Genomic DNA, 12422 nt, shown 5'->3' with positions numbered 1-12422 from the left:
GTGCGTGTCTTATCGAAAATCGTGCCGGATGTCACTGTCCCAGGATGTCGGCAGGTGCGGCAGATCAGGCGCCCGCGGCTGCTCCTATACGGGTCCCGTTTGGTTGCGCAACTGGGGCAGACGAACCCCTCCGGCCAACGCAGCCGCTCAAGATAGCGCGCACACTCCTCCTCGGTGACAAACCAGTCTTCAAACTGGCTCCACGTCCGAGGGTAGTCGACGCCGGCGGTCGGGGTAGGCTGGAATTCGCTCACACCGACATTTTCTCTCAGGTGGTGCTAAGTGGATAGCCCTTATGGATATACAGTATCTGGCGTGCGATTGACGAGGAGCTGCGTCGTGGATATGCGCGTGAACAAACCCGTTAGCCATCCGATGCCGGAGATCGCGGCTTTTGTCGCGGCCTTGAAATCGGCGTTCGGCGAACGGGAAATCGATGAAGCGATCCGCCGCGGCAAGGCTGGCGAGCCCACGTTTTACGCATGCGAGAACGGCCGGTCGGTGGGAACGGCGAGTTCGCCGGCGGGCCCGGTGCGCGAACATCCCCGCGCGGCGGCAAACGATGCCCGGTAAGACGCACGGCAAGGAGATAAAGCAATGAATGCAGGTCGTCGTCTCTTACCCGGAATGACAGCCGGGCTGATCGCGCTGCTTATGGCTACGGCAGCGCACGCGGAAAAGTACGTCGAGATCTGGAACCCGCCCGAGGCGCGAGGTCATTCCGCACCGGCGCCGAAGCACGTCCGCCCACACACGCAGACGACGCCACGGCTCGCGCGGAAAATCACCGAGCCGGGCAGCGAGCATCCGGATCATGGCGCTTCATCGGTGGTGTCGTCGAAGAAGGCGCCGAATCGCAGCATTCCCCGCAAAATCGGTCCCGACGGCAACGTGTTCCGCGTCTGATGCAAGCGGGAAAGCGGCTGACGGTTGAACGTTGCACGCGTCGCTGTTTCGAAACGCTGTCTTGCGCGGCTGTTTTCCGCCCGTGTATTGCTAAACTCCACGACCGCGCGGCATAGCCCATCGCACCGCATGCCCGTCTCGCAAGCGGCACCAGCAGCACCAACTGCGCACGTGGCGTATCGTCGAGTCAGGTTCTAGCTGAAGCATCCGCTGCCGCAACCCACATCCAATCGCAGGCCGCATCACGCAACATGAGCGTCACCACCCGCCGTATCGCGCATCTCGACATGGACGCGTTTTATGCATCCGTCGAACTGCTGCGCTATCCGGAATTGCGTGGCAAGCCGGTGGTGATCGGCGGAGGGCGTAGCGCGACGCCTGAAACGCTGCCCGATGGCACGCGCCGCTTCGCGCGGCTGCGCGACTATGCGGGGCGCGGTGTCGTCACCACGTCGACTTACGAGGCGCGCGCGTTCGGCGTCTTTTCGGCGATGGGCATGATGAAGGCCGCGCAACTCGCGCCGGACGCGATTCTGCTGCCTACCGACTTCGATTCGTATCGCCATTACTCGCGCCTTTTCAAGGCCGAAGTGGCGAAGTTCACGACGCGTATCGAAGATCGCGGCATTGACGAAATCTATATCGACCTCACGGACGTCCCCGGCGACGCCGCCGACATAGGCACGCGCATCAAGCAGGCCGTGCGCGATGCGACGGGTCTCACGTGCTCGATTTGCGTCGCGCCGAACAAGCTGCTGGCAAAAATCGGCTCCGAGCTGGACAAGCCCGATGGCCTCACGATCCTGACACCCGCCGATATTCCCTCGCGCATCTGGCCGCTGGCCGCGCGCAAGATCAATGGCATCGGCCCGAAGGCGAGCGAGCGGCTGGCCACGATCGGCATCCATACGGTCGGCGATCTGGCGCATGCGGCGCCCGACCTGCTGCAGGCCAACTTCGGACTCAGGTATGCGACGTGGCTGATGCACGTCGCGCAGGGTATCGACGAGCGTCCCGTCGTCGTCGAATCCGAGCCGAAGTCGATGAGCCGCGAGACGACGTTCGAACGCGATCTGCATCCGCGCCACGATCGCGCGGCGCTGTCGGAGTCGTTCACGCGACTGTGCGTGCGGGTGGCCGAAGATCTGCAGCGCAAGGGCTATGTCGGGCATACGGTCGGCATCAAACTGCGCTTCGACGATTTTTCGACCGTCACGCGCGATCTGACGATTCCCGTCGCCACGTCGGATGCAGCGGCGATCCGGCGCGCGGCGACCGAATGCCTGAAGCGCGTCGCGTTGACGCGCAAGCTCCGATTGCTGGGCGTGCGAGTGAGCGGGCTGTCGCATGCGAGCGAACACGCGCAGCCGTTGCCGGTGCAGGCGGAGTTGCCCTTTACTGCGTGAGGCGATTGCGCGTCGTGTGCTGGCGTACGCGTGCGCCACGCTGTCCATGGCCTTTCGACGAACGAATCGTCGACGTGCCGCATCCATTCTGCGATCTCTTCCGACAAAACCGCGCGAAGCCATCGGCACTTACCGTAAAAGCCGCGCTTATCGACATACCCGAACCACTCCGCGAGCCGCACCACATCCGTCACCGCAATGTCACGAAGCACGGCTAATTTCGAAACGCACCCCATACAAAGCTTTTGCAACTGTCTTGCATGGGACCAGTAAGGCATGGAACGGCAGTAGGCACCAAGGCGCCAGCACTAACTCCAGCCGACAGCCGAAGCGCCAACTCTGGATCGACAGCCTTGCATGGGACCAGAGTAGGTGCTCCGCATGGGGCCGGAGTAAGTGCTAAAGCACTAACTCCGGCCGACAGGTAAAGCGCCAACTCTGGATCGACTGCTCTGCATGGGACCAGAGTAAGGCGCTAAAGCGCCAACTCTGGATCGACAAAGGAGGTGACCATGAAACTCGCATTCTTCGCCGTGGCCGGCGTGATCGGCGCGCTGTCCAACTCCTTCGCTCAGGCGGCCGACATTACGGGCGCCGGCAGCACGTTCGCGGCGCCCATCTACACGAAATGGGCCGACGCATATCAGAAGACGGGCGGCGCTCGCATCAACTACCAGGGCATCGGCTCGTCGGGCGGGATCAAGCAGGTGCTCGCGAAAACGGTCGACTTCGCCGGCTCCGATGCGCCGCTCAAGGACGACGAACTGGCCAAGGACGGCCTGTTCCAGTTTCCGACCGTCGTCGGCGGCGTGGTGCCCGTGGTCAACCTGCCCGGCGTGAAGCCGGGTTCGCTGGTGCTCTCGGGTCCCGTGCTGGGCGACATCTACCTCGGCAAGATCAAGAAATGGAACGACCCGGCCATCGCCGCGCTCAATTCGGGCGCAAAGCTGCCGGATACCGATGTCGCCGTCGTGCGCCGCGCGGACGGTTCCGGCACGAGCTTCATCTGGACGCACTATCTGTCGCAGGTGAACCCGGAGTGGAAGAGCAAGGTCGGCGAAGGCACGACGGTCAACTGGCCGACGGGCACGGGCGGCAAGGGCAACGACGGCGTCGCCGCGTTCGTGCAGCGTCTGCCGGGCGCGATCGGCTATGTCGAATGGGCGTACGCGAAGCAGAACAAGATGACGTACACGTCGCTGAAGAACTCGTCGGGTGCCGTCGTCGAGCCGAAGACGGAAACCTTCAAGGCGGCCGCCGCGGGCGCCGAGTGGTCGAAGTCGTTCTACCAGATCCTCACCAACGAGCCCGGCAAGGAAGCGTGGCCGGTCGTCGGCGCGACGTTCGTGCTGCTGCATTCGTCGCAGGACAAGCCGGACCACGGCAAGGAAACGCTCAAGTTCTTCGACTGGGCGTTCAAGAACGGCAACCAGACCGCGCAGGAACTCGACTACATCACGCTGCCGGATGCCGTCGTATCCGAAATCCGCACGCAGTGGAAGGCGAAGGTGAAGGACGCTTCCGGCAAGCCGATCGCCGACTGATCAGAATGCGCGCATAAAGCGGACCGGCGTGCAAAAACGCCGGCCGTCACCGAACAGTAACGGGGCGTCGTGATAATGCGAATCCTGGCCCGAAAGTGGGCACGAGGCGCGGCCCAGTCGTTCGGGACGCAGCGCATCGGCCCACATTCCGTTGAAAGAGCCAGAGACGTATCAATGACGATTCCCATGCTGACGACACACCGAGGCTATCGTTTGCAGGCCAGCGCCGCCATGGGCGACGACGGCATGCACGCAGCCGATCTCATCATCGAAAAACCGGGGCTGCCGCCCCGCACGTTCAACGCGCTCGACTACTTCTACGACGGCGAACAGGCGCTCAAATACGCGACCGCCTGGGGCCGCATCTGGGTCGACATGAAAGGCTGATGGAAGGCGCTGACGGCAGGCTTGCCGACAACTGCGGCGGGCCCTCGATCGCCCCGGCCGCGGCTATCCTGTTGCCATAAGTGCCTCAAAAAATCCTTTAAATTCAGACGATTAGCGGCGCGCAAGCAAATGTTGGGTGTCGCACACAGCCGGTTTTTCCCTGCTCGACCGCCGCGTTTCTGCCCTATATGATGGCGCGTGTCGGAACGCGTCTATTTGCTGGCTGATTTCGCATTGGGCCGGCGGTCCGCTTCGTACGATGTGCAAGACACGCTGGACATTCCAGCATGAAGGGCGTCTTGCGTCTGTCGTACGAAGCGCCGCCTCGCGCCTGCATCCTTCGACCACAGACGCCGTATCGGGTCGGCTGCCCGGTGAGCGGAAAGGGACGTGGCATGTTGAGCAAGTTGATCGATATCGCAAGAGATATCCGGCGCAGCGAACGGTTCAAACAATCGATCAGCACACCGGGCCGCATCTCGCTGCATGCGCAGCAGCGGTTGAATCACGGTTACTTCGCGATTGAAATTCGCGCGCATTCGGGCTTTTTCTCCGTGATGCAGATGGTGCTGTTCATCCTGATGTATTGCGACGAGAAGGGCCTGACGCCGCTGATTTCCGCGCGCGGCGGGATTTACGGCGATCGCGAAGGCCAGGTCGACTGGTTTGCCGAATACTTCGATACCGTCAGTGTGTCGCCAAGGCCGGGAGCGAGCGTGCGGCTGCGAACGTCGGTCGTGCGCGATCTCAGCGTGCTCGGCTTTCGCCGTCGCTACGAGCCGCGGCTCGAACTGAAGCATTCGAGCGCGCTCTTCATGGCGCACTACCGGCCGGCCGCGCCGATCCGCGCGGAAGTCGACGGAATCTGCCAGCGGCTCGGCATCGGCGCGGCGACGCTCGGCGTGCATTATCGCGGCACCGACAAGAAGGTGGAGGCGCATACGATCGGCTGGGAGGAATTTTGTCGGCTGATCGATGCAACGCTCGCCGAAGAGCCGCATCTGACGAACATCTTCGTGTCGAGCGACGAGCAGCCGTTCCTCGATTTCTTCGCGACACGTCAGTTTGCCGTGCCCATCAACGTCGCGCCCGCGCGGCTGCTGGCCTCGGGCGGCACGCCCGTGCATTTCAGCGGACATCCGGGGCTCGCCATCGGACGCGAGGCGCTGGTCGCAAGCCTGCTGCTCGCGCGCTGCGGCTGTCTGCTGAAGACGCCGTCGTATCTGTCGGCGTGGTCGAAGATCTTCAATCCGTCGCTGCCAGTCAAGCTTGCCGTCCCGCCGCGCGCGACCGCGTTCTGGTTCCCGGACAGCCAGATCTGGAACGAGCAGCAAAAACGTAACGAGGAAACGTCAGAATCGGCCGTGCAGTTTCCCCACGAGAAGACGGCATAAACGGAAGACTGCATAAAACGGCGGCGGGAACGGCGGCGCGCGCTACCTTGCATGATGTAAAAACAGCGCAACAGGAAGTGCGGTCCAGGCCACAACGGCGATTCGAAAGCCGGGGGGCGGGTGCGCCCGCGACCGGTAGGCTCGCTTTGGGTCGCGTAGAATCGATATAAAAGACAGCACGGCAATCGGGGAAGGGAAGGGCGTGAAGATTCACAGCCACTATGACAATCTGAAAGTCTCGCGGGACGCGCCTCAGGAAGTGATCCGCGCGGCCTATAGGACCTTGTGTCAGAAATATCACCCAGACCGGCGGATCGACGATCCGGACGCCGAGCGGGTGATGAAGATCATCAACGCGTCTTACGCGGTCCTGAGCGACCCGGCGCAACGCAAGGAACACGACGAATGGCTCGCGCGCAAGGAGCGCGAGGCGTCGGCTGCTGCCGCGACGGCGGCGTCCTCGCGTCCGTCCGGTTCGTCGCATTCGTCCGCATCGTCCGCCTCATCCGCATCTTCCGCGTCGGCCTCCCAGCAGATGCCCCGGTACGCCGCTGCGCAAGCCGAGGCGTCGGCGCGCTCCGCGCCGCGCGGAAGCGGCTGGACGTCCCAGGCGCGGGTCGATCCGCGCGCCGCCGCGCGCAAGAAGCCGCGCGTGTCGTTCGGACTTGCGCTGCGCAGGGTCTCGTTGCGCGGCTGGATCGCGATCGCGGCATGTGCGTTCGTCGGCTATGTCGTGATTACGGAATCGATGTCGCCGTGGCCGTTCACGCGCAACATCACATCCGGTGCGCCGTACGGCGAGCATGGCCATGCCGATGCCGACAGCGCGGCAGCAGACAGCAACGGCCGCGCGCTGGCTGCGATGGCGTCGGCGCAAGCAGCGACGTCGCCGTGGACGAACGACGCGCCCGATGCTGCGAGCGATGCGGGCGCGGCCGCCGCGTACGTGCGCCCCAGCGTCGCGCCGAACGGCGCGCCGTGGCCGGCCACGGCGGGTTATCTCGACGGCACGCCTGTCGGCGCGTCGGGCGGGCATTCGTCGGTGACGATCGACAACTCGATCAACCGCTTCGACGTGTTCGGCAAGCTGGTCTACAACGCGTCAGTGTTCGATCAGCCCGTGCGCCACTTCTTCGTGCCGGCGGGCCGGACCTTCACGCTGAAGGACGTTGCGCCCGGAAGCTACGACATCCGCTACCAGAATCTCGACGACGGCGGCATCTACAAGTCGCAGCCATTCGGGCTCACCGAGCAGGCTGTCGGCAACGGTCTCGACGCAACGCATATCAGCGTCATGCTGTACGCGTCGCCGGGCAGCATGCAGGCCACGGCGATCGGGCGAGGCGAGTTCTAGTTTCGGTTGCCCCGTCTATCGCGCAGTGGCGTTGCCATGCGCCGCAATGCGGCTCGCGGATCGCACGGCGGCTTGACAACGGCATCGATCCCAAAACGCTACACGGCCGTCACGCTAACGAGCTTCGACATCTTGCGCGAGCGTTGCGGCGATTCGTTCTCTCGCGGCATTCGCCACGCGGCGCGCAGCACGCGCACGAACATGTCCTCGCCTTCGGAAAGATGCCTGTCGGCGTGCGCGCTTTCCTTGCATAGCGCAGTGACTTCGCGTCGTAGACGCGCATCCTTGACGTCCGGTGCCAGCTGAACGATCACGGCGGGGTCGAGCCGGCAGGTGCGCCCCAGCTCAGATAGTCCGTCGTCGTGAGGTCTTCGCACATCTGCCGTGCCGACCGAAATACGTCCGTTCATCGTTTCGATCAACAGGATGTTCGAGCGTCTCGCGAAATCGATCGAAGGCGAAAGAAAGTTCATCTCCGACGCCGCGCACGAATTGCGCACGCCGCTCACCGCGTTGCAGTCGCTGGCCGACAATCCAGTTTGGACAGACGGTGATCCGCAACGTGCGCGGGCTCGGCTGGACAGTCATGCTCGGCGATACGCCGAAGACCTGAAGGCCGCCGGCGCATCGCTACACTTCACTTCAGGCGCGCGCCGCTTCGACAGACGCGCCGCTCGCATGAACCGTATCGTCGATGGGGAAATGCAGGAGCGCCGCGAACAGTCCCGCCAGCGCCGTCGCGCCCCAGATCAGCGAATACGAGCCCGTCACGTCGAACACGAAACCGCCGAGCCACGCGCCGAGAAACGAGCCAAGCTGATGGCTCAGGAACACGACGCCGAAGAGCGTCCCGAGATACCGTGTGCCGAACACCTTCGCGATGAGTCCGCTCGTGAGCGGCACCGTGCCGAGCCACGTCAAGCCCATCACCGCTGCGAACAGCACGACCGAGAGCGTCGATTTCGGCAGCAGGAAAAACGAGGCAATCGTCGCGCCGCGAATCAGGTACAGCCAGCCGAGCACGTGCTGCTGACGGAAGCGCCCGCCGAGCCAGCCGCACGCCCAGCTGCCCGCCATGTTGAAAAGCCCGATCAGCGCGAGCGCGGTGGCGCCGAGTCCCATCGGCATATGGCACAACGTGAGGTATCCGGGCAGATGCGTCGCAATGAACGCAAGCTGGAAACCGCACGTGAAGAAGCCGAGCGTCAGCAGCTGGTAGCCGCGATGCCGCGTCGCGTGCGCGAGCGTCTCGCGCAGCGACGATACGGGCGCCGACGTCGCATGTGATGCCGCCACATGCGGCACGGCCGCGTCTCTGCGGCGGTCGAGCACGATGCCGAGCGGCGCGGCGATCAGCATCAGAAATGCAAGCGCGAACAGCGACGTCGATACGCCCGACGTTTCGCGCAGCGTCTGCGCGAACGGCACCATCAGCACCTGCCCGAGCGAGCCGCCCGCGCTCGCGATGCCCATCGCCATGCTGCGCTGCTCGGCCGACGCCACGCGTCCGACGGACGTCAGCACGACGCCGAACGTCGTGCAGCTGACGCCGATGCCGACCAGCAGCCCGAGCCCCGCAATGAGCGCGAGCCCCGACGGCGCGCCCGCTGCGAGCGCGAGGCCCGCCGCGAACGTCGTCGCGCCGAACGCAACGACGGGTGCTGCACCGTAGCGGTCTGCGGCCGCGCCCGCGAATGGCTGCGCGAAGCCCCACACGAGATTGTGCAGCGCGATCGCGAATGCGATCAGCGTGACGGGCAGGCCGCGGTCATACGAAAACGGCCCGATGAACAGGCCGAATGTCTGCCGTATGCCCATCGCTGCGCTCAGGATCAGCGCGGCTGCGACGATCACATAGAACGTCGGGTTCTTCAGGGTTGTTTCGTAAGTTGTTGCATGAGCGGGTTTGGCCGTCGACATGTTTCGTTTCCTCCTCGCGGCCATCGTCGCAGCAGCGCGGACACGCGACAAACGAAAAGTTTTCGGCGACAGATGAACAGAATTCACTCGTGGCGAAAGACTCGCCAGCGTTGAGAGCGTCGGGAAGAGCCAGTAGCGCTACCGCGACGCGGCAGCCGCGGATGAAGGAGCGTCGTCAACGGGATGCTGGTCGTCGAACGCCTTCGCTTCGTGAAGCAGCCAGCGCTTGAACGCCTGCAGATCGGGCCGCTCGTCGGCGCCTTCCGCGCTGACGAGCCAGTACGCGGTCTTCGCTTCGACAGTCGGCGCGGCGGCTTCGACGAGCGTGCCTGCATCGAGCTCGCGGTTGACCAGCGGCCGGCGGCCGATCGCGATGCCCATGCCCGTCGATGCCGCTTCGAGCGCAAGCTGGATCGTGTCGAAGCGCAGCCCGGGCACCGCGTCGACGTCGACGATGCCCGCGCCGTCCAGCCACGCCTGCCAGTCCTCGCTCGCGGTATCGACGTGAATCAGCGTTGCACGGCGCAGATCGATGTGGCCGTGCGCATCGACGAGCGTCGCGCGATAGGCCGCGTTGCAAACGGGCACGAGCCGCTCGCCGAACAGCCGGCTCCAGTCGCTGCCCGGAACCGGGCCGCGGCTCAGTCGAATGCCGAAGTCGAAGCCGTCGATGGGAAAGCCGACCTGGCGCCGCGACGTGTCGACGGACACGTCGATGCCGGGCCAGCGCGCGCGAAAGTCGTGCAGTCGTGGCACGAGCCAGCGGACGGCTAGCGTCGGCGCGCAGCTCACGGAGATCGTCCGGTGCGTGCGGCTGTCGGGCAGCCGCTGCGTGCCGAGCGCGATCAGCGAGAAGGCCTCGGCGATGTACGGAAAATACAGCTGGCCTTCAGACGTGAGCGACAGCTTGCGCGGCTCGCGCATGAAGAGGGCGACGCCGAGCGCTTCCTCGAGCGCGACGATGCCATGACTGACGGCGCTCGGCGTCACGTTGAGTTCAGCGGCCGCGAGCTTGAAACTGCCGTGCCGCGCCGCCGCCTCGAAGAATCGCAGCGAGTTCAGCGGGGGCAGGCGAAGCGGCATGACACGTCCTTCTGGCGTGATGGTTGACGGCCGCGCCTATCGACCGATAGCGCGGATAACGCGCGGCCTGTTCGCGTGCCGCTCATGGGCTCAAGGGCAGCACGTGCAGCCGCGATGCCGCATGCCGTAACCGCCCTCGCCATCGGACGCGGCGCCACCCGACGCCGACGAACCGCCGAGCAGCGCGGGCGCGCCGATTCGCACGCGTTCGGCGGGGCTTCCGCAACGGGGACAGTCGGCTGCTTCGTCGCGCTGCGCGATACGCCGCACTGCTTCAAACGCGCCACAGTCGGCGCACTCATAGTCGTACACAGGCATTACTTGCTCCCACGAATCCTGTCATCGTACCGTGTCCGCTGCGCCTGCGTGAACTCCGCGTTTCGCGCTTGTGCGTTGCGACGGGGCCCTGCATGCGGTTGACACGAGGTCGAGGCGACATGGATTCGACGTCGATGCATGCCCCACACGCAAGGGCCATGCCGCACCGCACGATGCTATGCTGGTCTTTCCTTGTCGAAGAGAGGCGGCAGGCATGACGATGGTCGATACGCAAGCGAAATCCGGTTCGGGCGCGCGGGCCGGGTACAGGCCGCCCGTCAGCGAAGACGAGCTGCTGCTGAAATGGATACGCCGCGCGCGCGAATCGCAGAAGAGCCATTACGACATGGCCGATCTGCTGGCCGCGCGCAACCGCCTGTTCGGCATCGGCGTGACGGCCATTTCGGCTGTGGTTGGCACGACGGTGTTTCTGTCGCTGGTGGCGTCAGCGGACTCGCCTTGGGCACGGCTCGTGGTCGGAATGGTGAGCATTGCGGCGGCCGTGTCGGCGGCGTTGCAGACGTTCATGCGCTACGCGGAACGGGCCGAAGAACATCGCTCGGCGGGCGCGCGTTATGGTGCCGTGCGGCGTCAACTGGAAGCGATTTACGCGGGCGATCCCGGCTCGCGCGACGGCCTCTATGTGAGCGCGGTTCGCGAGACGCTCGACAGGCTCGCGGAAGACTCGCCGAGCGTGCCGCCGAGTGTGTTCAGACGCACGCAGGAAACGTTGCGCGTCGCAGCAGCGGAAAGCCACCACGAAGGACGTTGGGAGTGAACGCGCCCGACGCGCGACTCACAATGCAGGCGCGCAAAGGCCAGGCACGCCGGCGCTACGCCCTCTGACGCGCCACCGATGCGCCGTTGCCGCCAGCCGGACGCTGCATCGGCGTCAACGACGGCGTGAGCGTGCCGTCGCCTTCGGCACCGCCGCCGAACAGGCGGCAAACTTCATTCGCGCTGCCGCATCCACGCAGGCGCTCGCGAAAGTGCTGATCGCAAAAGCGCTGCGCGACATCGGCGAGCAGGTTCAGGTGCGTCGTGTTCGCGCCTTCGGGCACGAGCAGCGCGATCACGTCGCTGACGGGCTTCGCATCGGGCGCGTCGAAATCGAACGGCACGGCGGGGCGCACGTACACGACGACCGAGTTGCGCAGGCCCGCGATCTGGCTGTGCGGCACGGCCACGCCTTGTCCGAGGCCCGTCGAGCCCAGTGCTTCGCGCGCGTCCAGTCCCGCGACCACTTCATGCGCCGGTACGCCGTAGCGCGTTTCGCACAGATCGCCGAGCCGCGCGAAGAGCGCGGCGCGATCCGCGATGCTCACATCGAGCAGCACGTTGCCGGGATTCAGCAGGCGGTCGAGCGACTCGACGTCGTCGCTGACGGACGGTTGCCGCGCCGCGCGCAGCGCGTTGGCCGCGTGCGTCCAGGATGTCGCGCGCAGCAGGTCGCGCCAGCCGTCCGTCGGCGTTTCGGGAATCTCGAACAGATGGCCGAATTGCGCGGCGGGCGCGATGCGTGTCACTTGTGCGATGGCGCCGTTGACGGCGTCCTTCGGCAGATACAGCGACAGTTGCACGCGCTCGGTATGCGGCAATGTCGCGATACGGATCGTCCAGGGCTGGCCCGCGCAGTCGCGGGTGAGCGCGCGCCGCAAAGGCGTGACGTGCTGCGCGTCGAGCGTCACGCGCATCATCACGCTGCGCACCGCCGCGTGCCGCCGCGCGGCATCCGCGCGGGCACGGTGGACGCCGAAAATCGCGCGCAGAATGGCACTTGTCTTCGTCATGCCCTCTCTCCAGACCTTGACAAGATCATTAGCGTAGCGCGATCCGCATTAAAGCCGAATAAAAAAGTCGTGAGCGGTGCGCTCGCGGAATGCGGGGTGCCGCACCGCGCGCCAACTGGCGCGAAACGATGATTGCGGTCGGGCGCTGCGCGGCCGTGGGGGCTTTCGATGGCGCGCAATGCAGGTGCTCGATGCCGGTGCCCGATGCCGGTTCCCGATGCAGGTGCCCGATGCAGGTTCCCGATGCAGGTGTCCAATGCAGGTGTCCAATGCAGGTACCCCATGCCTGTCCCCGATGGAACTCCGGCGACGCATTCGCT

At 65.1% G+C, this 12422-nt stretch carries 14 protein-coding genes and 1 pseudogene; 9 read left to right on the top strand and 6 right to left on the bottom strand.

Features of this window, described 5'->3' with window-relative positions; translation table 11 throughout:
* Window positions 1-254, bottom strand: a 254-nt coding sequence (locus GCT13_RS08060) for a transposase (RefSeq protein WP_321574243.1), incomplete at its 3' end; no start/stop codon positions are given.
* Between the two features lie 85 nt (window positions 255-339).
* Between GCT13_RS08060 and GCT13_RS08055 the strand changes: the two genes are divergently transcribed.
* From GCT13_RS08055 to GCT13_RS08025, 7 genes are all read left to right on the top strand, one after another.
* Complete coding sequence (locus GCT13_RS08055; protein ID WP_321574250.1) at window positions 340-573, top strand: hypothetical protein; 234 nt, start codon at window positions 340-342, stop codon at window positions 571-573.
* Window positions 574-597: 24 nt separating this feature from the next.
* Entirely contained in the window at window positions 598-906 is a 309-nt protein-coding gene (locus tag GCT13_RS08050; protein ID WP_227746750.1) for a hypothetical protein, read from the top strand.
* 251 nt (window positions 907-1157) lie between these two features.
* Window positions 1158-2312: a DNA polymerase IV gene (gene dinB / locus GCT13_RS08045; protein ID WP_152756670.1), complete on the top strand. Its 1155-nt coding sequence runs from the start codon at window positions 1158-1160 to the stop codon at window positions 2310-2312.
* Window positions 2313-2824: 512 nt separating this feature from the next.
* Complete coding sequence (gene pstS / locus GCT13_RS08040; protein ID WP_152756668.1) at window positions 2825-3856, top strand: phosphate ABC transporter substrate-binding protein PstS; 1032 nt, start codon at window positions 2825-2827, stop codon at window positions 3854-3856.
* A gap of 174 nt (window positions 3857-4030) precedes the next feature.
* Window positions 4031-4243, top strand: coding sequence for a hypothetical protein (locus tag GCT13_RS08035; protein WP_087739221.1), 213 nt, complete (start codon window positions 4031-4033; stop codon window positions 4241-4243).
* A gap of 395 nt (window positions 4244-4638) precedes the next feature.
* On the top strand, window positions 4639-5637 hold the full coding sequence (locus tag GCT13_RS08030) for an O-fucosyltransferase family protein (RefSeq protein ID WP_152756726.1): 999 nt from the start codon (window positions 4639-4641) through the stop codon (window positions 5635-5637).
* A 202-nt stretch (window positions 5638-5839) separates the two neighbouring features.
* Complete coding sequence (locus GCT13_RS08025; RefSeq protein ID WP_321574242.1) at window positions 5840-6991, top strand: J domain-containing protein; 1152 nt, start codon at window positions 5840-5842, stop codon at window positions 6989-6991.
* Window positions 6992-7089: 98 nt separating this feature from the next.
* Here GCT13_RS08025 and GCT13_RS51140 read toward each other — a convergent pair whose 3' ends face one another.
* Window positions 7090-7464 (bottom strand): hypothetical protein, encoded by a 375-nt coding sequence (locus GCT13_RS51140; protein ID WP_407670760.1) that lies wholly within the window; start codon window positions 7462-7464, stop codon window positions 7090-7092.
* Here GCT13_RS51140 and GCT13_RS49105 point away from each other — a divergent pair.
* A pseudogene (locus GCT13_RS49105) lies at window positions 7418-7537 on the top strand (histidine kinase dimerization/phospho-acceptor domain-containing protein); the annotation flags it as partial. The gene GCT13_RS51140 and the pseudogene GCT13_RS49105 sit on opposite strands and share 47 nt — an antisense overlap.
* A gap of 96 nt (window positions 7538-7633) precedes the next feature.
* Here GCT13_RS49105 and GCT13_RS08005 read toward each other — a convergent pair.
* The 3 genes from GCT13_RS08005 to GCT13_RS07995 form a co-directional block, all read right to left on the bottom strand.
* Window positions 7634-8911 (bottom strand): MFS transporter, encoded by a 1278-nt coding sequence (locus GCT13_RS08005; protein WP_227746749.1) that lies wholly within the window; start codon window positions 8909-8911, stop codon window positions 7634-7636.
* Between the two features lie 138 nt (window positions 8912-9049).
* Window positions 9050-9994, bottom strand: coding sequence for a transcriptional regulator GcvA (gene gcvA, locus GCT13_RS08000; protein ID WP_152756666.1), 945 nt, complete (start codon window positions 9992-9994; stop codon window positions 9050-9052).
* Between the two features lie 90 nt (window positions 9995-10084).
* Window positions 10085-10312 (bottom strand): FmdB family zinc ribbon protein, encoded by a 228-nt coding sequence (locus tag GCT13_RS07995; protein WP_152756664.1) that lies wholly within the window; start codon window positions 10310-10312, stop codon window positions 10085-10087.
* 214 nt (window positions 10313-10526) lie between these two features.
* Here GCT13_RS07995 and GCT13_RS07990 point away from each other — a divergent pair, with 214 nt between their 5' ends.
* On the top strand, window positions 10527-11090 hold the full coding sequence (locus tag GCT13_RS07990) for an SLATT domain-containing protein (RefSeq protein ID WP_152756662.1): 564 nt from the start codon (window positions 10527-10529) through the stop codon (window positions 11088-11090).
* A 55-nt stretch (window positions 11091-11145) separates the two neighbouring features.
* Here the strand turns inward: GCT13_RS07990 and GCT13_RS07985 are convergent, their stop codons facing one another.
* On the bottom strand, window positions 11146-12102 hold the full coding sequence (locus GCT13_RS07985; RefSeq protein WP_152756660.1) for a PTS sugar transporter subunit IIA: 957 nt from the start codon (window positions 12100-12102) through the stop codon (window positions 11146-11148).
* Window positions 12103-12422 lie beyond the last annotated feature (320 nt).

Origin of the sequence: Paraburkholderia franconis (assembly GCF_009362735.1) — a bacterium.
GTDB classification, from domain to species: Bacteria; Pseudomonadota; Gammaproteobacteria; order Burkholderiales; family Burkholderiaceae; genus Paraburkholderia; species Paraburkholderia franconis.
This window is presented reverse-complemented; position numbering and strand designations above follow the sequence as displayed.

Excerpts from the sequence above, each read along its gene's own strand:
- GCT13_RS08050 (WP_227746750.1), top strand. The coding sequence starts at position 598 with ATGAATGCAGGTCGTCGTCTCTTACCCGGAATGACAGCCGGGCTGATC.
- pstS (WP_152756668.1), top strand. The coding sequence starts at position 2,825 with ATGAAACTCGCATTCTTCGCCGTGGCCGGCGTGATCGGCGCGCTGTCC.
- GCT13_RS07990 (WP_152756662.1), top strand. The coding sequence starts at position 10,527 with ATGACGATGGTCGATACGCAAGCGAAATCCGGTTCGGGCGCGCGGGCC.
- GCT13_RS07995 (WP_152756664.1), bottom strand. The coding sequence starts at position 10,312 with ATGCCTGTGTACGACTATGAGTGCGCCGACTGTGGCGCGTTTGAAGCA.
- GCT13_RS07985 (WP_152756660.1), bottom strand. The coding sequence starts at position 12,102 with ATGACGAAGACAAGTGCCATTCTGCGCGCGATTTTCGGCGTCCACCGT.
- GCT13_RS08030 (WP_152756726.1), top strand. The coding sequence starts at position 4,639 with ATGTTGAGCAAGTTGATCGATATCGCAAGAGATATCCGGCGCAGCGAA.
- dinB (WP_152756670.1), top strand. The coding sequence starts at position 1,158 with ATGAGCGTCACCACCCGCCGTATCGCGCATCTCGACATGGACGCGTTT.
- GCT13_RS08005 (WP_227746749.1), bottom strand. The coding sequence starts at position 8,911 with ATGTCGACGGCCAAACCCGCTCATGCAACAACTTACGAAACAACCCTG.
- GCT13_RS51140 (WP_407670760.1), bottom strand. The coding sequence starts at position 7,464 with ATGAACTTTCTTTCGCCTTCGATCGATTTCGCGAGACGCTCGAACATC.
- gcvA (WP_152756666.1), bottom strand. The coding sequence starts at position 9,994 with ATGCCGCTTCGCCTGCCCCCGCTGAACTCGCTGCGATTCTTCGAGGCG.
- GCT13_RS08035 (WP_087739221.1), top strand. The coding sequence starts at position 4,031 with ATGACGATTCCCATGCTGACGACACACCGAGGCTATCGTTTGCAGGCC.